The sequence below is a fragment of the Pseudomonas sp. VS40 genome, from assembly GCF_018587885.1.
Taxonomy (GTDB): domain Bacteria; phylum Pseudomonadota; class Gammaproteobacteria; order Pseudomonadales; family Pseudomonadaceae; genus Aquipseudomonas; species Aquipseudomonas pergaminensis.
Window position 1 is genome coordinate 51053 of sequence record NZ_JAGYWD010000012.1, and the last position, 25285, is coordinate 76337.

19 protein-coding genes and 1 pseudogene are annotated in these 25285 nt (G+C 60.6%); 5 read left to right on the forward strand and 15 right to left on the reverse strand.

Annotated elements, in window-relative coordinates; all coding sequences use genetic code 11:
* Nucleotides 1-47: 47 nt before the first annotated feature.
* The 3 genes from glyA to KHP07_RS26655 all read right to left on the reverse strand — a co-directional run bounded on the left by glyA (nt 48) and on the right by KHP07_RS26655 (nt 6110).
* Nucleotides 48-1301: a serine hydroxymethyltransferase gene (glyA, locus tag KHP07_RS26645; protein WP_017737423.1), complete on the reverse strand. Its 1254-nt coding sequence runs from the start codon at nt 1299-1301 to the stop codon at nt 48-50.
* A 230-nt stretch (nt 1302-1531) separates the two neighbouring features.
* The gene (locus KHP07_RS26650) at nt 1532-5383 is read right to left on the reverse strand and encodes a bifunctional diguanylate cyclase/phosphodiesterase (protein WP_099491003.1); all 3852 of its coding nucleotides are present in this window, start codon (nt 5381-5383) and stop codon (nt 1532-1534) included.
* Nucleotides 5384-5498: 115 nt separating this feature from the next.
* A complete protein-coding gene (locus tag KHP07_RS26655; RefSeq protein WP_100492124.1) occupies nt 5499-6110 on the reverse strand; it encodes a LysE family translocator in 612 nt (203 codons plus the stop codon).
* A gap of 161 nt (nt 6111-6271) precedes the next feature.
* Here KHP07_RS26655 and ettA point away from each other — a divergent pair, with 161 nt between their 5' ends.
* Together ettA and gdhA are read left to right on the forward strand one after the other, a co-directional pair.
* Nucleotides 6272-7936: an energy-dependent translational throttle protein EttA gene (gene ettA, locus KHP07_RS26660; protein WP_025859215.1), complete on the forward strand. Its 1665-nt coding sequence runs from the start codon at nt 6272-6274 to the stop codon at nt 7934-7936.
* Nucleotides 7937-8280: 344 nt separating this feature from the next.
* Nucleotides 8281-9618 (forward strand): NADP-specific glutamate dehydrogenase, encoded by a 1338-nt coding sequence (gene gdhA, locus KHP07_RS26665; protein WP_214498333.1) that lies wholly within the window; start codon nt 8281-8283, stop codon nt 9616-9618.
* On the opposite strand, the gene KHP07_RS26670 is transcribed toward gdhA, so the two are convergent.
* The 5 genes from KHP07_RS26670 to KHP07_RS26690 form a co-directional block, all read right to left on the reverse strand.
* The gene (locus KHP07_RS26670; RefSeq protein ID WP_214498334.1) at nt 9615-10112 is read right to left on the reverse strand and encodes a GreA/GreB family elongation factor; all 498 of its coding nucleotides are present in this window, start codon (nt 10110-10112) and stop codon (nt 9615-9617) included. The two genes, gdhA and KHP07_RS26670, sit on opposite strands and share 4 nt — an antisense overlap.
* A 70-nt stretch (nt 10113-10182) precedes the next feature.
* Nucleotides 10183-10539 carry a hypothetical protein gene (locus tag KHP07_RS26675; RefSeq protein WP_214498335.1) on the reverse strand — a complete coding sequence of 119 codons (357 nt, stop codon included), beginning with the start codon at nt 10537-10539 and terminating at the stop codon, nt 10183-10185.
* 126 nt (nt 10540-10665) lie between these two features.
* Nucleotides 10666-10965, reverse strand: coding sequence for a chorismate mutase (locus KHP07_RS26680; RefSeq protein ID WP_099490998.1), 300 nt, complete (start codon nt 10963-10965; stop codon nt 10666-10668).
* 171 nt (nt 10966-11136) lie between these two features.
* Nucleotides 11137-12990 (reverse strand): Lnb N-terminal periplasmic domain-containing protein, encoded by a 1854-nt coding sequence (locus KHP07_RS26685; RefSeq protein WP_214498336.1) that lies wholly within the window; start codon nt 12988-12990, stop codon nt 11137-11139.
* A 92-nt stretch (nt 12991-13082) separates the two neighbouring features.
* A complete protein-coding gene (locus KHP07_RS26690; RefSeq protein WP_015885974.1) occupies nt 13083-13571 on the reverse strand; it encodes a DUF3015 domain-containing protein in 489 nt (162 codons plus the stop codon).
* A 267-nt stretch (nt 13572-13838) separates the two neighbouring features.
* Here KHP07_RS26690 and KHP07_RS26695 point away from each other — a divergent pair, with 267 nt between their 5' ends.
* Nucleotides 13839-16277: a Lon protease family protein gene (locus KHP07_RS26695; protein WP_078050248.1), complete on the forward strand. Its 2439-nt coding sequence runs from the start codon at nt 13839-13841 to the stop codon at nt 16275-16277.
* A 318-nt stretch (nt 16278-16595) separates the two neighbouring features.
* A complete protein-coding gene (locus tag KHP07_RS26700) occupies nt 16596-16913 on the forward strand; it encodes a PA4575 family protein (protein WP_025859221.1) in 318 nt (105 codons plus the stop codon).
* A gap of 8 nt (nt 16914-16921) precedes the next feature.
* On the opposite strand, the gene KHP07_RS26705 is transcribed toward KHP07_RS26700, so the two are convergent.
* Nucleotides 16922-18745, reverse strand: coding sequence for a hypothetical protein (locus KHP07_RS26705; RefSeq protein ID WP_099490995.1), 1824 nt, complete (start codon nt 18743-18745; stop codon nt 16922-16924).
* Between the two features lie 163 nt (nt 18746-18908).
* On the opposite strand from KHP07_RS26705, the gene KHP07_RS26710 reads away from it, so the two are divergent.
* Entirely contained in the window at nt 18909-19397 is a 489-nt protein-coding gene (locus KHP07_RS26710; protein ID WP_010206662.1) for a TIGR00645 family protein, read from the forward strand.
* A 15-nt stretch (nt 19398-19412) separates the two neighbouring features.
* Here the strand turns inward: KHP07_RS26710 and KHP07_RS26715 are convergent, their stop codons facing one another.
* The 6 genes and pseudogenes from KHP07_RS26715 to KHP07_RS26740 form a co-directional block, all read right to left on the reverse strand.
* Nucleotides 19413-20846 carry an ArnT family glycosyltransferase gene (locus KHP07_RS26715; protein WP_214498337.1) on the reverse strand — a complete coding sequence of 478 codons (1434 nt, stop codon included), beginning with the start codon at nt 20844-20846 and terminating at the stop codon, nt 19413-19415.
* A gap of 124 nt (nt 20847-20970) precedes the next feature.
* Entirely contained in the window at nt 20971-21996 is a 1026-nt protein-coding gene (locus KHP07_RS26720; RefSeq protein ID WP_100492131.1) for a hypothetical protein, read from the reverse strand.
* A gap of 112 nt (nt 21997-22108) precedes the next feature.
* A pseudogene (locus KHP07_RS26725) lies at nt 22109-22361 on the reverse strand (DUF6124 family protein).
* Nucleotides 22362-22583: 222 nt separating this feature from the next.
* Entirely contained in the window at nt 22584-22967 is a 384-nt protein-coding gene (locus tag KHP07_RS26730; RefSeq protein WP_058419938.1) for a tautomerase family protein, read from the reverse strand.
* Between the two features lie 62 nt (nt 22968-23029).
* On the reverse strand, nt 23030-23860 hold the full coding sequence (locus tag KHP07_RS26735; RefSeq protein WP_056858256.1) for a phytanoyl-CoA dioxygenase family protein: 831 nt from the start codon (nt 23858-23860) through the stop codon (nt 23030-23032).
* Between the two features lie 40 nt (nt 23861-23900).
* Nucleotides 23901-25280, reverse strand: a complete 1380-nt coding sequence (locus KHP07_RS26740) for an MFS transporter (RefSeq protein WP_078050243.1) — start codon at nt 25278-25280, stop codon at nt 23901-23903.
* Nucleotides 25281-25285: the final 5 nt, after the last annotated feature.

The following is a 25285-nucleotide window of genomic DNA, read 5'->3' on the forward strand; positions in this document are numbered from 1 at the left end:
AAAAAAGCCCGGCTCTAGAGCCGGGCTTCTTGTTCAAGCAACTGCAATCAAGCGCCGTACACCGGCAGCTTCTTGCAGATGGCCTTGACCTTCTCACGTACCGCGTCGATCACGGCTTCGTTGTTCAGGTCTGCCAGGATGTCGCAGATCCAGCCTGCCAGTTCCTTGCACTCTGCTTCCTTGAAGCCGCGAGTGGTCACCGCCGGGGTGCCAAAGCGCAGGCCCGAGGTGACGAACGGCGAACGTGGGTCGTTCGGCACGGAGTTTTTGTTCACGGTGATGAAGGCTTTGCCCAGGGCAGCATCAGCATCTTTACCGGAAATGTCCTGCTTGATCAGCGACAGCAGGAACAGGTGGTTCTCAGTACCGCCGGACACCACGTCAAAACCGCGCTCGATGAACACGCTGGCCATGGTCTGGGCGTTTTTCACCACTTGTTGCTGGTAAGTCTTGAACTCAGGCTGCAGGGCTTCCTTGAAGCAGATCGCTTTGGCGGCGATTACGTGCTCCAGCGGGCCACCCTGGGCGCCTGGGAATACAGCGGAGTTCAGCTTCTTCTCGATGTCAGCGTTGGCGCGCGCCAGGATCAGGCCGCCACGTGGACCGCGCAGGGTCTTGTGGGTCGTGGTGGTCACGACGTCAGCGTAAGGCACCGGGTTCGGGTAGACGCCAGCGGCGACCAGACCGGCCACGTGAGCCATGTCGACGAACAGGTACGCGCCCACTTTGTCAGCGATTGCGCGGAAACGTGGGAAGTCCAGGATCTGCGAGTAGGCAGAGAAACCGGCCACGATCATTTTTGGCTTGTGTTCAACCGCCAGGCGCTCGACTTCGTCGTAATCGATCAGGCCGTTGGCATCGATACCGTATTGAACGGCGTTGTACAGCTTGCCGGAGGAGGAAACGCTGGCGCCGTGGGTCAAGTGACCGCCGTGGGCCAGGCTCATGCCCAGGATGGTGTCGCCACCTTGCAGCAGGGCCAGGTACACGGCGCTGTTGGCTTGGGAGCCGGCGTGCGGCTGGACGTTGGCGTAATCGGCGCCGAACAGTTCCTTTGCACGGTCGATGGCCAGTTGCTCAACCACGTCGACGTATTCGCAACCACCGTAGTAGCGCTTGCCTGGGTAGCCTTCGGCGTACTTGTTGGTCAGAACCGAACCTTGAGCCTCCATCACCGCAGGGCTGGTGTAGTTTTCCGAAGCGATCAGCTCAATGTGCTCTTCCTGGCGCACGGCTTCTTGCTCCATGGCGGCGAAGAGATCGGCGTCGTACTTGGCAATAGTCAAATCACGGCTGAACATGGCGGTCCTCAAGGATCGGGGGCAGAAAAGGAGGGCATTCTAACCCAATGGGTTTTAGATGGCATATGAAAGGACATCATGTCGCGGATAAGCGGGGCTCATCTGGGGATAAGCGGTGCCAGGGCCGGCCCTATCGCGGGCAAGCCCGGCTCCCACATTTTGATCGGTGAACCCATTCAAGGCTGGGAGCTGGCTTGCCTGCGATGAGGCCATCCGCCCCAGCAAAAAACTCAGTCGAACATGAAGAGGGCATCATTGCTGAACTGCGCCTCGAACCGGTTCGCCGGCATCGGCCGCCCGAACAGGTAACCCTGCACCTCGTCACACCCATGCTCACGCAGGAAGTCCAGCTGCTCATGGGTTTCCACACCCTCGGCGATCACCGCCAGGTTCAGGCTGTGGGCCATGGCGATAATGGCGCGGGCGATCTGCGCATCCTGTTCGCCGGAGGGCAGGCCATCCACGAAGGTGCGGTCGATCTTCAACACGTCGATGGGGAATTGCTTGAGGTAGTTGAGCGACGAATAGCCCGTGCCGAAGTCGTCGACCGCAATGCTCAGGCCCAGGTTTTTCAGGCTGTCGAGAATCTGCATGGCCTCGTTGACTTCGCGCATCAGGATACTTTCGGTCAGCTCCAGCTCCAGGCACGCCGGCGGCAGGCCAGTGTCCTTGAGGATGGTGGCGATGCGCGTGCCCAACTGGCCGTCGGAGAACTGCCGCGCAGAGATGTTCACCGAGACTTTCGGCACGCGCACCTTGTTCTGGTGCCAGGTCTTGAGCTGGCGACAGGCTTCGCTGATCACCCAGTCACCCACGTCCACCACCAGGCCCAGCTCTTCCAGCACCGGGATGAAGTCCCCCGGCGGCACCAGGCCACGACGCGGGTGGCGCCAGCGCAGCAAGGCCTCCGCGCCGGTCAGGCGTTTGCCGTCGCCGCTGAACTGCGGTTGGTAATAGAGCACGAATTCGTTCTGGTCCAGGGCGTGGCGCAGGTCGCTTTCCAGCTCCAGGCGTTCCAGGGCGCTGGCGTTCATGTCGGCCTGGTAGAACTGGAAGTTGTTTTTGCCGCGCTCCTTGGCGTGGTACATCGCGGTGTCGGCGTTTTTCATCAGTTGGCTCAGCTCATTGCCGTCCTGCGGGCTGAGGGCGATACCGATGCTGGCGGTCACAAAAAACTCGCGGCCTTCCAGTACGAAGGGTTTCACCAGGCTGGCGAGGATCTGCTCGGCCACATGAATCGCCCGGTTCAGCGCCATCTCGCGGCTGACCCGCGGTTGCAGGAGCAAGGTGAACTCGTCGCCGCCCATGCGCGCCACGGTGTCGTCTTCGGCCACGCAGCCCAACAGGCGCGTGGCCATTTCCTTGAGCATGCGGTCGCCGGCGGCGTGGCCGAGGGAGTCGTTGATCGGTTTGAAACGGTCGAGGTCGAGGAACATCAGCACCACCCACGACTTCTGCCGTTCGGCCGACTGCAGCGCGGTGTGCAGACGGTCCTGGAACAGCGTGCGGTTGGGCAGATGGGTCAGGGCGTCGTAGTAGGCCAGGCGGTGGATGCGCTGCTCGCTGGCCTTACGCTCGCTGATGTCGCTGAAGAAACACACATAGCTGGCCAGGTCGCCTTCGTCGTCGAACACGGCGGTAATGCCCACCCACGCCGGGTAATGCTCGCCATTGCGACGCTTGAGCCACACTTCGCCTTCCCAGGTGCTGTGCTGGTGCAACTGCTTGAGCACGTAGCGCAGGTGGGCTTCCTGTTGTTCGTCGACGGTGAGCATGTTCGGCAATTGGTCGAGCACATCGCTGACCGCATAGCCACTCACCCGGCTGAAGGCCTCGTTGGCCTGCACGATATAACCCGCAGGGTCGGTGATCAGGATCGCCGAGGTGGAGTGCTCGAACACCGTCGCCGCCATGCGCAGGTCTTTTTCGGCGCGGCGTTGCTGGCTGATATCACGGCCTACGCCGAGGATGCCCTCGAAGGCGCCATGTTCGTCCCACACCAGTACCAGGCGTAGCTCGATCGGCACTTTGCGACCATCGGCGCGCAGGCAGTCGAACAGGAACAACTGGGTCTGAACTTCGTCGCGCAGCGTGTTCAGTGCCTCGACATTGCCCAATGCACGGCTGACCTGTTCCACCAGGCTATAAATGCCGGTCAGTTGCTGCGGGTTGGCGATGATCGACTGCCAGCCGTTCTTGAACACCCAGTCCACGTCATAGCCCAGCACGGCGTTGACCGAGGGGCTGATGTAGTTGAGGGCCAACTGGCTGTCAGTGGAGCAGATGACGTCGCTGATGCTTTCGGCGAGCATGCGGTAGCGTTGTTCGCTGTCACGCAGGGATTCGCTGGCTTCGATCTGGTCGGTGATGTCCTTGGCCACGCCGATGATGCGGGTGATCTGCGCGGACTTGTCGCGGGCCAGGGCCTGTTCGCGGATGTCAAAGCGCCGCCACTGGTTGTTGCGGTGACGGAAACGCAGCTGGCATTGCAACTGGGTGGTATAGCCGACCTGGCGTTGCGCCAGGCGCAAGTCGTGGTAATGCTCGGCGTCCTCGGGGTGTAGCAGGATTTCCCAGAAGTACTCGCCCATTTGCTGCAGTTCGGCCTTGTTGTAGCCGAGTGTGTGCCCCAAATGGTGGTTGCTGAAAATCATCCGTTGGCTGATCACGTCCTGCACGTACAGGTGGTCGGGCACAGTGCGCACCACGTCCGACCAAAAGCTCTCACGCTCCACCAGCGACAGCTCGATCAGCTTGCGGCTGGTGATATCGCTGATGCTGAGGATCACGGCCTTGAAGTCGTCCTGCTGCTCCGGCAGGCGCATCACCAGCCACAGGTATTGTTCGTTGCCGGCCACGTCCTTGAGCTGGATTTCCAGCTCCAACTGGTGCTGTTGGGTCAGCACGGCTTCGAGAATCTGGTAACCGATAGACGTGGCATTGCGCGGGCAGTCATCGATCAGGCGTTCCCAGGCCTCCTCACAGGAGCCCACGTTGAGCAGTCGCACCGCCACCTGGTTGACCTCGGTGATGCGCAGTTCCTTGAGCAGTTGCTGGCGCTGGTCGGGGTTGTCCTGCAGCCAAGCGTGCAACTGCTCGCGGGTTTCGAGCAGCGTCTTGTCGAAGAAGGCGTTCAGGCCCGACAGGTCAAGCACGCACAGGGCCACGCCGGTGCCTTCGAAAATGTCCTGGTAGCGCCGGCGGCCTTCGTGCACCTGGCGCTGGCGACGGCGCATGTTGAGCAGCACGATCACCGGGACCAGTGAGAACGCCAGGCCCAGCAGGCATTTGCCGATGAAGGCCGGGAGCAATTGCTCCAGCACGGCCGTGCGGTCGAACAGCCCGCGCAGTTGCCAGTCGCTTTTGCTCAGGGGCGTGACCAGTACGCTTTTATTCAGTTCGTCCGGGGTGAGGGCGCCGGCCCATTGGGCTGGCATGCCGCTGTCACGGTTGATGACGCGATGGTTGACGCGATTCTCGATGACCCACATCGGGCGCTGGCCCTCGCCGTCCTGGCGGGTGAGGTTGGCCAGGTAGTTGGGCGCCAGGCGCAATGCCCAATACAGGCGTGAACCGCCGCTGGGCTGGTGCAGCAACAGATAGATGATGGTGCCGTCGTTGCTGTTGCTCAGGTAATAGGACTGGGCGTGGCTGCGCTGTACCAATTCTTCCAGCCAGGCGCTGTCCTGGCTGTCGGTGGCGCTGTCACTGATCATTGCGCCGCTGGGGGCGAGCAGGGCGACGCTGCGCAGTTCCGGCAGCGAGCGTTGCAAGGTGCGCATCAACGCCTGTTGTTGTTCGCTGTCGCGCGGTGGCTCGACCATCGGCAGCAGGTTCAGGGCGATCTTTGCGCTCAGGGCCATGTTCAGGCTGATCTGTTCAGCCAGGTCGGCGCTGTAGTCGATGGTGTATTGCTGCTGGTTCTTCTGGTTTTGCTGCAACTGGTCCAGCAACTGCCAGAACAATAACGCGAGCAGCATGAGGACAAGCGTCGCCAATGCGCCTTTGAGGGTGCCGTGCAGGGGCGCTCCCGGCGCAATATGAGCGGCGCGCAGAGGAGTTGGCGGCGTGACTTTGGACAAGCTGTGATCCTGCGGTTTGGCTGGACTGGCGCGCGACGTGCACTATAAGCCGGACGCCCGGAGGGCGGCTAGCATGCCTTGACTTGTGGCAAAGTGCCAGCCCCGCCTGGCGGGACTAAAGCACGCCGCCGGTGTGGATCAGGCTGTCCGCCAGCCGAGTCAGGATTGCCAGCGTGAAGAGGCCGATAACCACAGAGGCCGTGCGGTTGATCGTGTGCGGCGTCAACCAGGCGTAACCGCGCCGTTTGATGCGCGCGCCAAACAACACCCAGACGCACCCAACCGGCACCACCACAAGGGTGAATTGCGCGACGAACTGCATATACAGGGCCACGTCGGCAAACGTCTGCAGCGGCACGATAAACGAAACGATCAGCAAACCCTTGGGGTTGATCAGCGTCAGCAAAAAGAAATGCAGCCTGGAGACGCGGGCTTCAGGCGCTGATTTGAGTGTTTCGTCGGGATTGCACCACAGCAGGTAGGCGGTCCTGATCAAATAACAGACCGACGCGAACTGCACCAGCTTCAGGCCCCAGGGCGCGCTGTCACCCAGATGGCCGAGCAGGTAGCCCCAAAAGGATATTTGCAGCAGGTAGGCCAGGCACTCCAAAAGGCTCAGTGGCCAGGCGCGCTTGAAGCCGGCGAGTAATCCCGAGCGCAACAACAGCGTATTGGTGGGGCCCGGCATTAATAGCAGCAACCCGAGTGCAGACATGACGCTGAGCATGAAGGGTGTTTCCTGGAGCCGCTGAGGGGGATGGCCAGCTAATCTAACAGATAGATTTCGATACGCTCGGTCACTTAGGTTAACCTTGAGGATTCGCAATGCTATGTACAGCGCCATGACGCTACGTAGGCCTGTTCTCACTTTTTCATGAGGTCCACATTTTGGCTCAATACGTCTTCACCATGCATCGGCTGGGTAAAGTTGTCCCTCCGAAGCGGGAAATCCTGAAAAATATTTCGCTGTCCTTTTTCCCAGGCGCCAAGATCGGCGTGCTCGGCCTCAACGGTTCGGGTAAGTCCACGTTGCTGAAAATCATGGCCGGCGTCGACACCGAGTTCGAAGGCGAAGCCCGCCCGATGCCCGAGCTGAACATCGGCTACCTGCCGCAAGAGCCTCAGCTGGACCCGGCCAAAACCGTGCGTGAAGTGGTCGAAGAGGCCGTCAGCGTGATCAAGGACGCCCAGGCGCGCCTGGACGAGGTCTACGCCGCCTACGCCGAACCGGATGCCGACTTCGACAAGCTCGCCGCCGAACAGGCCAAGCTTGAAGCCATCCTGCAGGCCGGCGACGGTCACAACCTGGAGCGCCAGCTGGAAGTCGCCGCCGACGCGCTGCGCTTGCCGGCGTGGGACGCCAAGGTCGAACACTTGTCCGGTGGTGAAAAGCGTCGTGTGGCCCTGTGCCGCCTGCTGCTGTCGGCCCCGGACATGCTGCTGCTCGACGAACCGACCAACCACTTGGACGCCGATTCCGTCGCCTGGCTGGAGCATTTCCTCCACGATTTCCCGGGCACCGTGGTTGCAATCACGCACGACCGTTACTTCCTGGACAACGTTGCCGGCTGGATCCTCGAGCTCGACCGTGGCGCCGGTATCCCTTACGAGGGCAACTACTCCGGTTGGCTGGAAGCCAAGTCCGACCGTCTGGCTGCCGAATCCAAGCAGCAATCGGCCCATGAAAAAGCCATGAAGGAAGAACTGGAGTGGGTGCGCAAAGGCGCCAAGGCCCGCCAGTCCAAATCCAAGGCACGTCTGCAGCGCTTCGAAGAAATGCAATCGCAGGAATTCCAGAAGCGCAGCGAAACCAACGAGATCTACATCCCGGCCGGTCCGCGCCTGGGTGACAAGGTCATCGAGTTCAAGAACGTGTCCAAAGGCTATGGCGACCGTGTGCTGATCGACAACCTGTCTTTCTCCATGCCAAAAGGCGCGATCGTCGGCGTTATCGGTGGTAACGGTGCGGGTAAATCCACGCTGTTCCGCATGCTGATGGGCAAGGAAACCCCGGACTCCGGCAGCATCGAGATCGGCGAAACCGTGCAACTGGCCTGTGTGGACCAGAGCCGCGACGACCTCGACGGCAGCAAGACCGTGTTCCAGCAGATTTCCGACGGCTCCGACCAGATTCGCATCGGCAACTATGAAATCCCGTCGCGTACTTATGTTGGTCGTTTCAACTTCAAGGGCGGCGATCAACAGAAGTTCGTCAAGGACCTGTCCGGTGGTGAGCGCGGTCGCTTGCACCTGGCCCTGACCCTGAAAGAGGGCGGCAACGTGTTGCTGCTCGACGAACCGTCCAACGACCTCGACGTTGAAACCCTGCGTTCCCTGGAAGAAGCCCTGCTGGACTTCCCGGGCGCTGCCATTGTGATCTCTCACGATCGGTGGTTCCTTGACCGCGTCGCGACGCACATCCTGGCGTACGAAGACGACTCGCAAGCGGTGTTCTTCGAGGGTAACTACACCGAGTACGAAGCGGACCGTAAGAAGCGCTTGGGCGACGCTGCTGCCCAGCCGCACCGTGTACGGCACAAAAAACTGGCCTGATTTGGGTTGGTTTAAAAAAACGGAGCCTTCGGGCTCCGTTTTTTTATGTGTTTTTCAGGGAGATCGAGGTGGACCCATCGCAGGCAAGCCAGCTCCCACATTTGACCGCGTTGATGCAGATGGACTCGATCAATGTGGGAGCTGGCTTGCCTGTGATGGCTGATGACTTATTGGTGCACGGCTTGAGCTGAAATCCCCATTTGGGGGCGAAATACGGTGTTTATTTATATCTAGTGCACCATTTAAATTCATAAAGGCGACATTTTGCGCTTTTCAGGTGCGGCGTGAATTGCTAAGGTCCGGCTCAATCTCATTTAAAAACAATCAATTTGCCGAGACTTTTCATGATCGAATCCGTCGAATCCTTCCTTGCCCGCCTCAAGAAACGCGACCCCGACCAGCCAGAATTCCACCAGGCCGTAGAAGAAGTCCTACGTAGTCTGTGGCCGTTCCTTGAAGCCAACCCCCACTACCTGACCTCGGGCATCCTGGAGCGCATCTGCGAGCCGGAGCGCGCGATTACCTTCCGGGTGTCGTGGGTGGATGATCACGGCAAGGTCCAGGTCAATCGCGGCTTCCGTATCCAGATGAACAGCGCCATCGGCCCTTACAAAGGCGGCCTGCGTTTCCACCCGTCGGTGAACCTGGGCGTACTGAAATTCCTCGCCTTCGAACAGACCTTCAAGAACTCCCTGACCTCGTTGCCCATGGGCGGCGGCAAAGGCGGCTCGGACTTCGATCCCAAGGGCAAGAGCGATGCGGAAGTCATGCGCTTCTGCCAGGCCTTTATGAGCGAGTTGTACCGGCATATCGGCGCAGACGTGGACGTACCGGCCGGTGATATCGGCGTGGGCGCCCGCGAAATCGGCTTCCTGTTCGGCCAGTACAAGCGCCTGAGCAACCAGTTCACCTCGGTGTTGACCGGCAAGGGCATGACGTATGGCGGCAGCCTGATCCGCCCGGAAGCGACGGGTTTTGGTTGCGTGTACTTCGCCGAAGAGATGCTCAAGCGCAATGGTCAGCGGGTCGAAGGCAAGCGTGTGGCGGTGTCCGGTTCCGGTAACGTGGCGCAATACGCGGCGCGCAAGGTCATGGACCTGGGCGGCAAAGTGATTTCCCTGTCCGACTCCGAAGGCACTCTCTACGCCGAAAGCGGTTTGACCGAAGCGCAATGGTCGGCCCTGCTGGAGCTGAAAAACGTGCAGCGTGGGCGCATCAGCGAACTGGCCGAGCGTTTCGGCCTGGAGTTCCGTAAAGGCAAGACCCCCTGGGAACTGGCCTGCGACATCGCGCTGCCCTGCGCCACCCAGAACGAACTCGACGCCGAAGCCGCCCGCACCTTGCTGCGCAACGGCTGCATCTGCGTGGCCGAAGGCGCCAACATGCCGACCACCTTGGAGGCTGTGGATATCTTTATCGAGGCGGGGATTCTGTTCGCGCCGGGCAAGGCCTCCAATGCCGGCGGCGTCGCGGTGAGTGGCCTGGAAATGTCGCAGAACGCCATGCGCCTGCTGTGGACGGCGGGCGAGGTAGACAGCAAGCTGCATAACATCATGCAGTCGATCCACCATGCCTGCGTGCATTACGGCGAAGAAAACGGCCGGATCAACTACGTAAAAGGCGCCAACATCGCGGGCTTCGTGAAAGTCGCCGATGCGATGCTGGCTCAAGGCATCGTCTAAGCCTCGGCCTCGATACGCAGCACTTCGATCAACTGATCGCCGACGGGGCGTTGCCACAGCACCTCGTCGCCGACCTGGGCGCCCAGCAAGGCGCGGCCCAAGGGCGAGCCCCAGTTGATCAAGCCTGCGCCGGCATCGGCCTGGTCTTCGCCGACCAATTGAATGCGCTGCTGTTCGTCCTGCTCATTGGCGAACGTCACCCAACTGCCGATCTGCACCTTGTCGGTGGAGGTGACGGGCGCCACGACCTGGGCGCTCTGCACCCGTTGATTGAAGTAGCGCAAATCCCGCTCAAGGTCCGCCTGGCGCTGTTTATCAGCGTGCTCACCCCTGGCGGATTCGGCGCTGTATTCCTGCTGCAACTGTGCAACCTTGGCCTGCAACTGCGCCAGCCCTTGCGCGGTGAGGCGGTTAGGTTGCTCACTGACCTGGCGCTCCACCGGCTGGTCGGCCTGGGCGGCAGCGTTGTCTTCGTTTACAAAAGCTCGGCTCATGACGTTCTCCCTCTATGGAGTTTGGGCCATGGTCGCCGCGCTTTAGTTTCGATGGATGTCTGAAAGCGACCTATTGCGAGCGATAGGCCCGGGCTGCGTCGCGGTCTTTCTCCTGTTGCCATTCGCGATCACGGTCGTCCCAGTGGTGCTCCTTGTAATCGCGCAACTCCTCGTTCTCGCGCATGGCCTTGCATTGGCGAAAACCATCCTCCCACCCTTCGGCGTATTGGCGGTCCTTCAGATACCGCGGCACGTTCTTGCGAAATTCCCCGGTAATCACCCCCGCCGCCTGGCGACCACTGCTGCAGCCATCATCAAAACCATCGGCAAACGCCGGTGGGTAACCTTTGGCCAGCAACTCCTCATGGGTCGATTGGCAGCCGGCCAACCACATCACTGCACACAGCAATACCGCAGACCGCCACATGGCGTACTCCCTGGCCGTTTCACGGCTGATAGGGAGAGTCTAGAAGGGGATTTGTCGGGGCGGTGTGAAAGGGAGGTGAGAAAGGCGTGGGCAAATCCAAAATTTGCAGGAGCCGGCTTCTCCAGGTTAAGCAGTGCCTAGCAGTGCAGAATGCTCCGCCAATTCCTGCTGGATAAACGCCGCAATCATCGCGCGATACACCTGCTCCGTGACCTCGGGGTTGGCGCCCGCTGCGTTGGACAACTCCCGCACCTTGTCAATCACCTGCTCAACTCGTTGCGCAGCCTTGACACTTTCAGCATCTTTCTTGAAACGCGCCGCCTGTGACACGTAGCGGCCGCGCTCTGCCAGGAGGGTGACGATTTGCTCGTCGACGCGGTCGATATTGTTTCGGACTTCTCCAAGGGTGGTGCAGTTAACGACCATGTTGGTTGAACTCCTGGTTGGATAGGCCATGCGATGTATTTGAATACAGGGCGATCAGTGTGGGAGCGGGCTTGCTCGCGAATGCGGTGTATCAGCCCAAGTTTCCAGTGACTGGCACTGCGCATTCGCGAGCAAGCCCACTCCCACCTGTTGATCGTCGCCAGGTTCCGGTCAGTAGTGATACCACTTCACTTCCAGCATCACTTCATTGACCGGTGTCGACAAATGGCTGTACTCGCGCTGTGCGCTCAGGCGCAGGCCCAGGTTGCGGGACAGTTCCCACTGCTGGTTGAGGCTGATGCTGCGGCGTACTTCGCCGTTGGTGAAGAAGTCGCCCTTGGCTTCCAGGCTCAGGTTGCCCAGTGGGTTTTTCCACAGCACGCCGGTGTTGAAGCCGGCCGCTGGGGAGATGGCTTCGTTGAAGTCGTTGTTGTGTTCCACGCGCACGGTGCCGAGGGCGAAGCCGAGCATGTCGTCGCCCAGTTGCCAGGTACCGCCGGCGCCGCCGTTGACGTGGGCGACGAGGGTTTCGTCGTCGTGCTTGCCCGGTACCCGCTCCAGGCCGCCGGTGACTTGCCATGACCACGGCTGCAGCAGGGCGTTGCGCGGGGTCAGGGAGCGGATGGTGGCCAGGTCCAGTTGCTGCAGTTGCCAGTGGTTGCCTTCGTACTGGCGCAGTTTCATCTGCAGGATCTCGATCTGTGCGCCAAGGGGGAAACCTTCGGCGTTGTCGTTGAGGTCGTGATAGGCCATGCGCAGGCCGTATTCGCCGAAGGCCTTGTCGCCACGGGTGCCGATGCCGGCCTGCCAGGTGCGCGACTCATGGCCGTTTTCCGGGAGACCAGGGGGCGTGATCTTGAGGTCGGGCGCCGGGTTCTGGTTGATCGCGCGCAATAGTTCGAAGCTGCGCTGGGAGCGTTCGGTGTCGCGTTCCAGGCCGTTGGCGCGGTAGCGGCCAAGGCGGTAGGCGGCGTCGATGATCAGGGCCTGGCGGTCGCGGGGCAGGGCCTTGAAGGCCGGCTCTTGCAATTGCTTCTGGTCGTCGCTGACCTTCAGTACCCATTGCTGCTCGTCGCTGTCCAGCGGCTTGGCGCGCTCCAGCAGTTCGCGTTCACGGGAGGGCCGGTAGTCGATTTTCTCCACCAGGCCGGCATCTTTCACGGCCTTGACCGTGTCGGTCGGGATGGCCGTGAGCGGGAACTGTTCGGTCAGGCGCAGGCCGGGACGTGCCACTTGCAGCAGTTCCAGCAGGCGGTAGGAGCAGTTTTCGTCAAAGAAGAAGTAGTCGAACTGGATCTGCTTGAGTTCCCACACGTGCTCGACCATGCGCTCGGTCTCGACCTGCGTGAGGTTGAGGCGGTATTCCCACAGGTCACGGTTTTCGAGGCTGCGGTATTCCGACAGCTTCTCTTGGTAAGGCACCAGGGCGAACAGGCCGGGATAGCCGCCCATCAGGCCTTTCCAGGCGTAGAGGATGCTGTTGTCGGAGCCTTCGATGTAGGCGCCAAAGTTGATCGCATAGCTGAGCAGGGCGGTGTTGTTGCTTTGCACATCGGCCTGGTCGATGCGCAGCAGGGTGTGGCCGAACATCGACGACGGGCTGTTGAGGTAAGCCGCCGGGAAGATCATCACCGCGCTGTGGGGGGCGACGTCCTTGAACCATTGCTTGAATTCTGTGCAGTCCACGGCGGGCAGGTCAGTGAGGTGCAACTGATCCTTGAGCCAGCGGGTACGTGCGGGGTAGACGCATTGGGCGTGTTTTTCACCCAGGCTGGCCGGCGCGTAGAGCGCGTCAACGGTAGCCTTGAGCTCGGCATCCGGGTGGTGGGCACCGTCGGCTGCGAGGAAGAATTTCTTGTCGCTGACATAGCTGCGCCAGCCACTGATCTTGCCGGCTTCGTAATGGCCGAGGGACAGCCAGAACGGATCGTTGGCCAATTGCTGCAAACGTTGATCATCAAGATGCGGGGCCGCGTACAGCGGAGCGCAGGCAAAGAGTGCCATCCAGGCAAAGCGTTTGAGCATAGGGGCAACTTAAGTCGGAAATAATAAAGACCCAAGGAGGAGGCGGGTCCAAAAATAAAACCCGCGCCTTGGTAGGCGCGGGCTGGTCGAGCTTAAGCCTGGGTAGCGTATTTCGCCAGACGGGCATCACTTTTCAGTACAGCAATGGTGTTGTTGTGCACGTCATCAGCGGTCACGTCAGCCTTGCTGAAGATTTGCTGGAAGTGCTCGTGGGTCACGGCAGCGAAGTGCTCGCGATCTTCTGGTGCAACGCCCAGTACCACAGCGTAGGTAGTCAGCGCTTCGCCGTTACCCTTGGCCATGTCTTCGGACAGCTCGTTCATCATGCCATTCATGGCAATCCAGGACTTGCCGCCGTAGGTCAGGGCGCTGTTGGTGCTGCAACCGTTGGTGCCCGAGGTCATGCCGAAGGTGGCGTTACCCGAAGTACCGTTGGTGGTGGAGGCCAGGAAGTGAGCTGGAGTACCGCGCTGGCCTTCAAACAACATGTTGCCCCAACCGCAGTTCGGGCCACCTGGTGCTTCTGCCATTGCATTGAGGGAGACGACGGTGAAGAGAGTACCGAGAAGGATCCGTTTCATAGCTTTGTTCTCTTTGTGTGCAAACCAATGGACAAGGGTTCAGGCACTTCATAGCGCCCTAGGGATCGGTTATTAGTCCAACCCGCGCAGTTTGGAGTTTAGGCACGTTCCAAGGGTTCCGTGTGTTTTTATAAAACAATCAGAGTTGTTGCGTTTTTTTTGTAGGACGCATCCCCTGTCTATGCTTTCCCACAAGCGCGCCTTGCCAGGGTGCGTAACCGGGAGCCAGAATGCCGTCATCTGCCCCGCCTGATGTAAGGAAGCCCGATGCCTGATCCTGTTGCTGCCAGCTTGCGTCTAGCGCCCGAAGCGCTGACTCGCCCTTTCTCCGCTGAACAGTTCAGCTTCTCGACCACCAATGATTTGGAGCCCTTTCGCGGTGTGCTTGGCCAGGAACGTGCGGTTGAAGCCTTGCAGTTCGGTGTGGCCATGCCACGCCCCGGTTACAACGTATTTGTCATGGGCGAGCCGGGTACCGGCCGCTTTTCGTTCGTCAAACGTTACCTGAAGGCCGAAGGCAAGCGCCTGCAGACCCCGGCGGACTGGGTCTATGTGAATAATTTCGATGAGCCTCGCGAGCCTCGTGCCCTGGAATTGCCGGGCGGCGCGGCAGCGGCGTTCATTGCCGATATCAACGGTTTGGTCGACAACCTGGTGGCCACCTTCCCGGCGGTCTTCGAGCACCCGACGTATCAACAGCGCAAAAGCGCCATCGACCGGGCGTTCAACCAGCGCTACGACAAGGCCCTGGATGTGATCGAGCGCCTTGCCTTGGATAAAGACGTGGCGCTGTACCGCGACAGCTCCAACATCGCATTCACGCCGATGCTCGACGGCAAGGCGCTGGACGAGGCCGAGTTCTCGCAGTTGCCGGAAGCCGACCGCGAGCGCTTCCACTCGGATATTTCCGAGCTCGAAGAACGCCTCAACGAAGAGCTGGCGAGCCTGCCGCAGTGGAAACGCGAGTCCAACAACCAACTGCGCCAGTTCAACGAAGAAACCATCACCCTGGCCCTGCAGCCGTTGCTGGCGCCGCTGTCGGAAAAGTACGCGGAAAACGCCGCCGTCTGCGGTTACCTGCAGGCTATGCAGGTGTACCTGCTCAAAACCGTGGTCGAGCAACTGGTCGACGACGCCAAGACTGACGCCCAGGCGCGCAAGCTGCTCGAAGAGCAATACTGCCCCAGCCTGGTGGTCGGCCATCCGGTCAACGGTGGCGCCCCGGTGGTGTTTGAACCGCACCCGACCTACGACAACCTGTTCGGCCGTATCGAATACAGCACCGACCAGGGCGCGCTCTACACCACCTATCGGCAGCTGCGCCCTGGCGCCTTGCACCGTGCCAATGGCGGTTTCCTGATCCTGGAAGCCGAGAAAATGCTCGGCGAGCCGTTTGTCTGGGACGCCCTCAAGCGTTCCCTGCAGTCGCGCAAGCTGAAAATGGAATCGCCGCTGGGCGAGCTGGGCCGCCTGGCCACCGTGACTCTCAACCCGCAGATGATCCCGTTGCAGGTCAAGGTGATCATCATCGGTTCGCGCCAGCTGTACTACGCGTTGCAGGACGCCGACCCGGACTTCCAGGAGATGTTCCGGGTGCTGGTGGACTTCGACGAAGACATCCCGATGGTCGATGAAAGCCTGGAGCAGTTTGCGCAGTTGCTCAAAACCCGTACGTCGGAGGAAGGCATGGCGCCGCTGACGTCGGACGCGGTGGCGCGGCTGGCGACCTACAGCGCACGCCTGGCCGAGCACCAGGGGCGTTTGTCGGCGCGTATTGGTGACTTGTTCCAACTGGTCAGCGAGGCGGATTTCATTCGCCACCTGGCGGGTGACGAGATGACCGACGCCGGCCATATCGAACGCGCACTCAAGGCCAAGGCCACGCGCACTGGGCGGGTGTCGGCGCGGATTCTCGACGACATGCTCGCCGGGGTCATCCTGATCGACACCGCGGGTGCGGCAGTGGGCAAGTGCAACGGGCTGACGGTGCTGGAGGTCGGTGATTCGGCCTTCGGCGTGCCGGCGCGGATTTCCGCCACGGTGTACCCAGGTGGCAGCGGTATTGTCGACATCGAGCGCGAGGTTAACCTCGGCCAGCCGATCCACTCCAAGGGCGTGATGATCCTCACAGGTTACCTGGGCAGCCGCTATGCCCAGGAATTCCCGTTGGCGATTTCCGCGAGCATCGCGCTGGAGCAGTCCTACGGCTACGTGGATGGCGACAGTGCGTCCCTGGGCGAGGCCTGCACCTTGATCTCGGCCCTGTCGAAAACGCCGCTCAAGCAGTGTTTTGCCATCACCGGTTCGATCAACCAGTTTGGTGAGGTGCAGGCCGTGGGCGGGGTCAACGAGAAGATCGAAGGCTTCTTCCGCCTGTGTGAAGCGCGCGGGCTGACGGGTGAGCAGGGGGCGATCATTCCCCAGGCCAACGTGGCCACGCTGATGCTTGATGAAAAGGTGTTGCAGGCCGTGCGTGCCGGGCAGTTTCATATCTATGCCGTGCGTCAGGCGGATGAAGCGTTGAGCCTGCTGGTGGGCGAGCCGGCGGGTGAGCCGGATGCCGAGGGGCAATTCCCGGAAGGCTCGGTGAACGCGCGCGTGGTGGAGCGGTTGCGTGCTATTGCCGAGATGATCAGCGAGGAAGACCTGAAGGAGGCCGAAAAGGAGCTGGCACAACAGGCCCTGGCCGAAGCCAAGCCCACCTGATTTTTTGTCGTGACGCGGTCAAGTGTGGGAGCGGGCTTGCTCGCGAAAGCGGTGTGTCAGAGAAAACTATGCTGACTGACATGCTGCATTCGCGAGCAACCCCGCTCCCACATTGGGCCTGCGGTGTGTTTAGAAATAGTTGGCAAGTTCGTCATTAAATTGACTAGGGTTGGGGGCCGATGCCCGTTGGTCCCTACAACCTTGGTTTGTTTTGGTTTTCTTCTATTCTGTGCTCAAGGGATATCCACAGGAGTCGCTGGATAGAAACAGCCTCGCCCCAGGCGCAGGTTGAACACCGATCTACCGAGGGTCGCCGCCATGCCGCGCAACCTCTGCCTTACTCGCCAGTGCTTCGGCCTGGTCACCCGTATCGAATGCTCCATTCGCCCTCTCGCGGGGGATAACGGGATGTGGACCTTGTTGTTTGCCGCCGGAATGACCGGTGAGCAGCCGTCCACCATCAAGTCCCAAGGCCCGTTTCCAGGGCCATTCGTGGCGGAAAACATTCTGGAATCCATCGTGGACAGCCTGACCCTGCACGGTTACGAGCTGGCGGGCGACCCGCAGATCTGGTGCCTGCACATGCAGGCCCATCTGCGCCAGCTCAACGGCGGGCATGACCGGTTGGCCCTGTAGCCACCCGGTTATTTGCTTTCGGGTTTGTCCAGCTTGACCTCGAAACCGTATTGCACGGTGCTCAGGTCGGTGCGCTGGTAGCTTTCCAGGGTCGTCGGCTGGCCGTAGAAATAATGCACATCAAACGTCGCCGTGCCGTATTCCTCGGCGCGGTGGCTGACGCCGAGGATTTCCTTGAGGTAGTTGCCGCTGGCGTCCTTGGCGTAGAAGCGCCAGCTGTCGGCGGGGAATTCCTTCTGGTCGACCACCAGCGCGTTGTCCTTGAGCGTCAGCCCTTTGGGCAGCTTCGCCACGTCTATCTCGGCTTTCTCGATGGTCGCCAGGAACAGCGGGATCGAGCCCACCACATACGCCGGGTTTTCCGGGAACAGGTTCAGGTCGTAGGTGAGGGTGCCGCGCGCCGGGTTCAGTTCGAACGCTTCGGTGGGCAATTCGATCGGCTCGCCACGTTCGCCTTTTTCGTCGGCGGTGAAGAAAGTCACCGGCGATTCACTGCTGTTGCGCTCATTGCCGACCAGGTCGTCATTGAACGTGAACGGGTGGTCGAATTCGATGTGCGCGGCGCTGGCATCTTCGACCGACTGGCTGATGGTGACGCTGTTTTTCAGCTGGTCCTCGGTCAGGCTTGCGTCTTTGAGCCAACTGGCGGCGCCGTCGTCATACACGGTGACCGGCATCGGCAAGGCCTGCACGGTGGGTTGCAGGCTGTTCTTGTCAAAGCGCAGCACTGGCAGGTCGAGGTCTTTGCGGGTGCGGGTAGCGGTGGAGAAGTCCAGTACGTTGACCTGCAGGTTGTCGATCACGCCATTGAAGTACACCTTGGCGTAGTGGCTGCCCTGCTTGTGTTCGAAGGCTTTCTGTTCATCGGTGAGCTGTTTTTCGAAGGCGTCCGACCAGGCTTTCTGCTTTTGCATTTCGGCCAGTTGTTTCTCGTAGAACGCCACTTGCGCACTGCTTTCGTTGATCGAGCCCGAACGCGTGAGGAATTGCCCGGTGCTGTCCCGCGCCTGTACCAGCAGCGGGTTGGGCGATTCGTCGCCCACCTCGGGCGCCAGCGGTTGGCTGTTGGTCAGCTCGATCTCGGCGTAGTTTTTCTCCAGGAGCAGCAGCTTGAGGCTGATATTGCCTTCGGTACGCGTGTGGCCCACGTCCTTTTTCGACAGGTCAAACGTCAACACCTTGCCGGGCGCGACCACTTCTACCGTGCCCTTGAGGCTCACGGGCTGCGGCTGGCTCTTGTTTTCTGTCTCGATGCCGTCGATGAAGGGATAGGTCACCGTCAGGTCGTCGGGGTTGGTCAGGTTGGAACTGCTGGGGCTCAGCTGGATGCCAGGGTCGGTTTCCGACCATTCCGGTTGAAAGGGGATGACCTTGTTGTTGCTCAAGGTCACCGACTGCCATTCCAGGCCGTGGGGGAAGGGGAACTGGTCGGGGATGTTGAAGTTGAAGGGGAACACCGGCTGCAAGTCGGTCAGGTAGTCGGAATGGGACGTCTTGCGCAGCACGAACAGGCCATTGATGTAAGTGTCGACCAGCGCCTGGGGCGTGGGGTAGTGCTTGAGCAGGGCCAGGGTGTCTTCGCCGTACTCGGCTTCGATGGGCTTGGTGGCGAGCTTGACCCGCGCTCGTTCCAGTAACAGCAGCGAACCGCCCAGGTCGGCGACGGCGTCGCGCAGCTTGGGGTCCTGGATGCTGTCGAGGGATTGTTCGAACTTGGCGGTTTTCTCTTCGAGGGTGGTTTGCTTCTGCTCGTCGCTGGGGGAGCAGCCGCCGGCCAGCAGCAATGCCGCGCACAGGCCGATACTGGCCAAAGGGGATCGCACATCCATCATCTGAGTTTTTCCTGTCCGACGTCATCGAGCCGATTTATTGGGCTCGACACTAGCAGAAAAATTCCCTTACAGATGCCGCACAGGTCAGTTTTCTCGTGGTTACAGGTGTCTTGTAGTGGCTGGTATACTCGCCGCCATTTTTAGCCAAGCTGTGTGAGATCCAATGGAACGCTTTATCGAAAATGCTATGTACGCCTCGCGCTGGCTGCTGGCGCCGATCTATTTCGGCCTGTCCCTGGGGTTGCTGGCGCTGGCGCTGAAATTCTTCCAGGAAGTGATTCACTTGCTGCCGAGCGTGTTCTCGATGGCCGAGTCCGAGCTGATCCTGGTGCTGCTGTCGTTGATCGACATGGCCCTGGTCGGTGGCTTGCTGGTGATGGTGATGATCTCCGGCTACGAGAACTTCGTCTCGCAGCTGGATATCGATGACAACAAAGAGAAGCTCAACTGGCTGGGCACCATGGACTCTTCGTCGCTGAAGATGAAAGTGGCGGCCTCCATCGTGGCGATTTCCTCCATCCATTTGCTGCGCATCTTCATGGACGCCAAAAACGTCGATCCGCAGCACCTGATGTGGTACGTGATCATCCACATGACCTTTGTGGTCTCGGCGTTTGCCATGGGTTACCTGGACAAGGTCACCAAGCACTGATGCCCTGCGCCAGCCTTACTGCTCTACAAAGTAGTAAGGCTGGCGGTTGATCGAGATCTGCTTGATCACCCTTACCGGGGTGGCCAGGCCGTTGGTATGGTCCAGCAACGCAATGTTGCCGGGCTTGGCGCCGAGGTAGTTGTGCAGCTCGGCCTCGGTCTGCAGGATCGGCAAGTAGGCCCGCAGATAAAACACACTGGCGCCGGCGATACGTTCGTTGGGCTGGAACAACACCACTTCCCTGCCTTCGTCTTTAAACGCCTGGACCTGGCTGATCGCCGGCACGAACGACTGGCGCACGTCGGCTTTGGGTGCAAACCAGAAGGCCGCGATCAGGTAGCAACCCACGGCCAGGGTGAACACGCCACCCACCACGCTTGTGTGATGCTTGTGCAACGCGGGTTGGTGGGTTTTCAGCCAGTCCAGCAGTACCCGCGCGTACTCCGCGGCCAGTACGGCGGCGGCGGGTGTGAGTGCCATCAGGTACACGGTGCGTTTGCTCGACGCCAGGGTCAGCAAGGTGAACTGCGCCACCAGCCACACGCTGAAGAACAGGCGGTAACGATTACGCACCAGGCTTTTACGAAAGTGCCATAAGCCCAAGTACACCAGGATGTTCCACGGCAGGAACGCCTCGGGCAGCTTGGCGATGTAGTAGTAGAACGGCTCGTAGTGCCCGGCTTCGACAAACGAACCGCTGAACCGGCCGACGCTGTTGGTCAGCAGCACCTCGGTCACCGCCTGCATCCCGCCGCGCTGGTACAGAAAGCCCAGCCAGATGATCAGCGGCACCAACGCCAATACAGTAAACAGTGCCGGCTTGAGCCAGTCGCCAAGGTGCAGGCGCTTGTCCATCAAGCTCGTGCTGGCCAGGTACACAAAAATCACAATGCCTGGCATCGCCAGGCCCAGCACACCCTTGCTGAGCGTGGCGATCACCATTCCCGCGGTAAACAGTGCCCATGCGCCTGTGCTGGAACCTTGGCTGTCGGGCCGTACGGCTTGGTAGAACGCCAGCAACGCGGTGGTGACGCCGAGGGTCAGCAATGAATCCTCACCGACGCCGCGCACATTGCTCCAGTAGCTGGCCATGGTCGCCAGAATCAAGGCGGCGCTGAACGCCAGCGTCTGCGGACGCCCGAACCTGCGCAGCATTCCATACAGCAGCATCACGCTGAACAACCCGGCAAACGCCGACGCCAGGCGCACCGCCCAGGTGGTGCCGCCAAACAGACGAATCGCCCCGGCATCGATCCACAGGCTCAGGGGTGGTTTTTCCAGGAAGGGCTCACGAAACAACTGGGGCACCACCCAATTGTTGTCCAGGTGCATGGCCATGGCGATCCCGGCCACGCGGGCTTCGGTGGAGCCTTGCAGCTCGTGGTTACCCAGGGCAAAGAAGAACAACAGACCAGCAAGCAGGAACAGCAGGGGAGCGGGACGCGTCATGAATGTGGCTACCAAGGCAGGAGGACCGTCCGGGGGGAACGGTCATTGCAATGGGCTAGTATCCGTTGGTGTTTCTGAATATTTCGTGAACGAGTGTTGGATTTTTGTAAGGCTGATTTTGCCGTTATGGCGTTTTCAAACTGGGCACGGCAGCTTTGCCTTGGGCCGTCAGCACCGGCTCCAATTGCTCCCAGGTAAAGCTCAGCTCGTTATCACAGCCATCGCCCTGCGCGGGCGTCGAGAGCTGCAGGCCCTGGGTGTTAAAGCTCAAGTCGAAGGTGGAGTAGCTGGTCACCGCCGGGCACCCTTCGTCGACGGTGGTTTGCTTGGAAAGCCAGGCGCTGAACGCAGCGGGCAGTTTGACCTGGCCCGAGTAGGGGCTGTCCCATTGCTCATGGCCTCCCAGCCACGTCCAAGGGTCAACCTTTTCACCGGTTTGCAGGTTCCAACTGTGCAGGCCCCAACTGATGCCCCCGCGCCCGTAGCCTGCCGACCAGCGATAGAAACGCACGGTGATCCAGTGCGATGACCAGTAGTACGGCTCCACCGTGATCTCGCTGGTTGTAGTGCCGCCACTCTGGTCCAGTGAATTGCGCCGCTCTCTGTAGAAATCAGCCTGGCCTTCCGGGTTGATGGCCATGCGCGCGAGGTCGCGGTTTATTTCGTCGATGGCCGCCCCGTCGCCTTCGAGTTTCAGGATGACCTGCCCACCTTGGGTCTTCACTTGATAGGCGTGCTCGGCGAAGGTCTTCCTCTCGACCTTTACCGCAGGCGGCACGGCTTCAAGCGGGTTGTTGTAGGTGTCGCTGGCGCAGCCATCGGCGTCTGCACGTTTGAGCACCAACGCCAGGCTTTTACCGCCCAGGGCTTTGCTCCAGGTGCCGGTCAGCGTATCGCCTTGCGGATCATCCAACTGCCAGAACCCGGTTTGCCCGTCCTCCACCCACGGCTCACTGGCGTTGGCTTGGGTAAGCTGAATGGGCGTGAGAATACGCTGGTAGTAGTAGCTGCCATTGGCACCGTGGGCGCCGTTGAAACAGACGGTGATCGCGGACTTGCCCAAGGTGCCCGTCCAGACACCGGCCAGGTCGGCGGCGGTTGCGAGCAGAGGGGCGCAGGCGAGGGCGAGCGCGGCGAGTGGCTTGAACACGGGTATCGGACTTCCGGTTGTCTGATAGAGGAGAGCAGGGTAATCGCAAGTGGGGGCGGATTCCAGACTGACAGCAAAAGGCCGAGTCGCTGAACGCGTCTCGGCCTTTTTGTTACTGGAATGTTTGTGTGTCTTGGGTGAGGACCAGCACGCGCTCAACCAACAACTCGCCCAGCACGACCAGTTGCTGGGTGGCCAGCACCTTGTGACGGTGGGCGCCCTCGAGTTCGAAAGCCAGGCCGGTGGTCATGGCGTTGAGTGAGGCGAGGGTTTCGCTGGCTTGAATTAGCAGGGTTTCGGGGGGGGATATCCGGAGCGATGGTGAAGAGGGTTGCGGAGGGGGGATTGGGGGTGATCTTTTTCATGATGAAGCTCCCACACTGTTTAAGGAGCTACCGCCCCCTGCTGTCAAACAGGAATGGGTGGCAGCTGTACGCGGGTTGACAGGCCGGAAGTGTAGGAACCCGGCGCACCCGAAACTACAAAGACCAATACTCTTACGACATAAGGTTATAAAAACACTTTTGAGCGAACTGCCTGCACCTGAACGATCCTCTGGATGACCACACTCGTTAGTTACGTTGCACTCACGGCAGCAAAGTCGCCGATCGCTTGCGCACATAGCCGCTGGCCGGAACCTCGGTGACTTGCACAGAAAGATCCACCTTATGCCGCAGCAGCGCAGGCGCAAAGATATCGGCCATCACCTCAAGCAGCGCCGTGCTGATCGCGCGTCGCTGCTCATCGTCGCCGGCCTTGCCGGTCACCGTGGAGACGTTGAGGTGGATGAAATGCTGGCGCTCGTCACAATCGCCAACGAACGCGTGGTCGTAGCTGACCAGGCGGGTTTTGACCAGGTCCAGTCGCAACCCCGACACTTCGACCAGTGTTCGATGCAAACGCTGGCAGGCACTTTTGAAATCAACCTCGTCAGCTACCCCTGCGGTGTACTCAAGATAGACATGTGGCATGTTCGGTTTCCCCTCATGTAATAGAACGCCGACCGGCAAGTGCCGGTCGGAGTACACGGCTGTCAGCGGGTCGGGATAACGGGAAACTTGGGGTGCTCCATGGGCATGTCGAGCGTCAGCCCAAGCGGGTCGGTGCGATGGTTCGAGGCGCCGGTGTAGCGCGCCGACACCGGCAGCCACAGGGTGGAATACACCCAGCGCGGCACATTGGAGCTATTGGCAGGCGCCGCATGGATCACGTTCATGTCGTGCACAGTGGCATCGCCGGCCTTGAGTGCAATGGGCGGCGACATCTCGAACTCGTCCAGCACCCAAGGGTGCTCGTCGAGCAAGGTCACGTTGTCGCGGCGGTTGAAGTAACGCCCCAGCATGCCCGCTCGATGGCTGCGGCTGAGAAACTGCATGGTGCCCATTTCCGGCGTCAGGTCGACCAAGGCGATCCAGATATTCAACGCGCCCTGCCGATCCAGCGGATGGTGAGGAAAGTCCTGGTGCCAAGGGGTGTCGCCACCGGCCTCGGACTCGGGGTTCTTGGCGAACACGTGGTCGGAATAGAACCGCACTTCCTCGCCCACCAGTTGCGACGCAATGCTGGCCAGCTGAGGCGAATGGCTGAGCGCCTTGATCTGCGGGCAGGTGCTGGAGACTTCATCCCAGCGCGCATACCAGCGGTAGGCATTCTCGATCTGCTTGCCCGGGTCGTTGCGATCGACCGTGCGCGCCACCTCGCCCATGCGGGTCTTGGCCTCCTGGAGCAACATCTGCACCGTCTCGGCGTTGATCACATTTTCCAGTTTCATCCACCCATTGGCCCGAAAATCCAGGATTTGCTGGGCATCCAGTTGGCGCGGCGCGTAGCCGGAATTTGCCTCGGTCTTCATGACTGCTTGCATGTTCAATCTCCATTGCTTCCAGGGTTTATTGAGCACTGCTTCAGGCGGCCGATTGCGCGGCCAGGGGTTGCTTGCGCAACAACACGAGCGTCAACGCCCAGCCCGCGGCCAACAGCAGCGAGGACAGGGCGATAACTTGGGCGAACCCGTGGCCGAACTGGGCTGCATCGGTCACGTTGATCAACAGGCTGAAGATGGCCACTCCGATCAGGCCACCCACTTGGCGCGAGGCATTGACGATGGCCGAGGCCACGCCGGATTTATCGCTGCTGACGTGGTTGACGGCGGTGGCGGTCAGGGTGGGCACCGTGAGTGAGATACCGAAGCCGATCACAAACATTTGCACGGCGATGTTGGCGTAAGGCGCGCCACCCACGAAGGGTGTCAGTGCCACCACGCCGAGCAACGCGATGGCCAGGCCCAGCGCTAGCAGGCGCCGCTCACCCAACTTGGGCAGCCAGCGGGCAGCCAGCTGATTGCCGAAGAACAGCACCCCGGTCATGGGAATAAAGGCCAGCCCGGTATTGATCACCGAGTAGTGATTGACCTGCTGTAAAAAGATGCTGAACACGAAAATCAGCCCGTAGAACACGAAGTTCACGATCACGCCCAGGATCGAGGCCAGGCTGAACGCCGCGTTGTTGAACACCGTAAGCGGCACCATCGGCCGGGCCGTGCGCGACTCGACCCACAAAAACCCGAGCAAGCCGCCGACAAAGCACACGGCATGCACCGCAACGCGCAGGTCGACACCGTTCTGGCGGCCCAACTCGATCACCGCGTAGGTCAAGTTGGCCAAGGTAAACAGCGCCAGCAACTGCCCCCACAAATCGAAACCGCCTTTGTGGTTGGCCGGGATACGTGGCGCATTGATCAGGCACAGCACGATGCCGATCAGGCCAATGGGCAAGTTGATGAAAAAGATGCTGCGCCAGCCGAACACACCAATCAGCAAGCCGCCCACCACCGGGCCGGCGGCCAGCGCAATGCCGGCAACGCCCGCCCACAAGGCAATGGCCTTGCTGCGTTCGGCGGGCACCTCAAAGGTAATTCGCACCAGCGCCAGGGAAGTGGGCACCAACAGTGCCGCGCCGATGCCTTGCAGCGCGCGAAAGCCGATCAGCGCGGGCAAGGTGTCCGCCAGGCCGCAACCGAGCGAGGCCAAGGTAAAGACCGCATACCCCCACAGGAAGATTTTCTTGTGGCCAAACCGGTCACCCAACGCGCCACCGGTCAGCAAAAACGAGGCAAACAACAGCGTGTAGGCGTTGACGATCCATTGCAGTTGCAGCACGTCGGTGGCGAACTCGGCCTTGAAGCTTTCAAGGGCCACGTTGACCACGCTCACATCGAGCAGTACCACCACAAAGCCAAGGCAGGTGGCGAACAGGGTCAACTTCTTATTACTGGAAGTATCCATTATCA

Coding starts and splice junctions, on each gene's coding strand:
- gdhA (WP_214498333.1), top strand. CDS start 8,281: ATGATCGAATCCGTCGAATCCTTCCTTGCCCGCCTCAAGAAACGCGAC.
- KHP07_RS26695 (WP_078050248.1), top strand. CDS start 13,839: ATGCCTGATCCTGTTGCTGCCAGCTTGCGTCTAGCGCCCGAAGCGCTG.
- KHP07_RS26730 (WP_058419938.1), bottom strand. CDS start 22,967: ATGCCACATGTCTATCTTGAGTACACCGCAGGGGTAGCTGACGAGGTT.
- KHP07_RS26740 (WP_078050243.1), bottom strand. CDS start 25,280: ATGGATACTTCCAGTAATAAGAAGTTGACCCTGTTCGCCACCTGCCTT.
- KHP07_RS26680 (WP_099490998.1), bottom strand. CDS start 10,965: ATGGTCGTTAACTGCACCACCCTTGGAGAAGTCCGAAACAATATCGAC.
- KHP07_RS26710 (WP_010206662.1), top strand. CDS start 18,909: ATGGAACGCTTTATCGAAAATGCTATGTACGCCTCGCGCTGGCTGCTG.
- KHP07_RS26685 (WP_214498336.1), bottom strand. CDS start 12,990: ATGCTCAAACGCTTTGCCTGGATGGCACTCTTTGCCTGCGCTCCGCTG.
- KHP07_RS26735 (WP_056858256.1), bottom strand. CDS start 23,860: ATGCAAGCAGTCATGAAGACCGAGGCAAATTCCGGCTACGCGCCGCGC.
- KHP07_RS26655 (WP_100492124.1), bottom strand. CDS start 6,110: ATGCTCAGCGTCATGTCTGCACTCGGGTTGCTGCTATTAATGCCGGGC.
- KHP07_RS26700 (WP_025859221.1), top strand. CDS start 16,596: ATGCCGCGCAACCTCTGCCTTACTCGCCAGTGCTTCGGCCTGGTCACC.
- glyA (WP_017737423.1), bottom strand. CDS start 1,301: ATGTTCAGCCGTGATTTGACTATTGCCAAGTACGACGCCGATCTCTTC.
- KHP07_RS26715 (WP_214498337.1), bottom strand. CDS start 20,846: ATGACGCGTCCCGCTCCCCTGCTGTTCCTGCTTGCTGGTCTGTTGTTC.
- KHP07_RS26690 (WP_015885974.1), bottom strand. CDS start 13,571: ATGAAACGGATCCTTCTCGGTACTCTCTTCACCGTCGTCTCCCTCAAT.
- KHP07_RS26670 (WP_214498334.1), bottom strand. CDS start 10,112: ATGAGCCGAGCTTTTGTAAACGAAGACAACGCTGCCGCCCAGGCCGAC.
- KHP07_RS26705 (WP_099490995.1), bottom strand. CDS start 18,745: ATGATGGATGTGCGATCCCCTTTGGCCAGTATCGGCCTGTGCGCGGCA.
- KHP07_RS26675 (WP_214498335.1), bottom strand. CDS start 10,539: ATGTGGCGGTCTGCGGTATTGCTGTGTGCAGTGATGTGGTTGGCCGGC.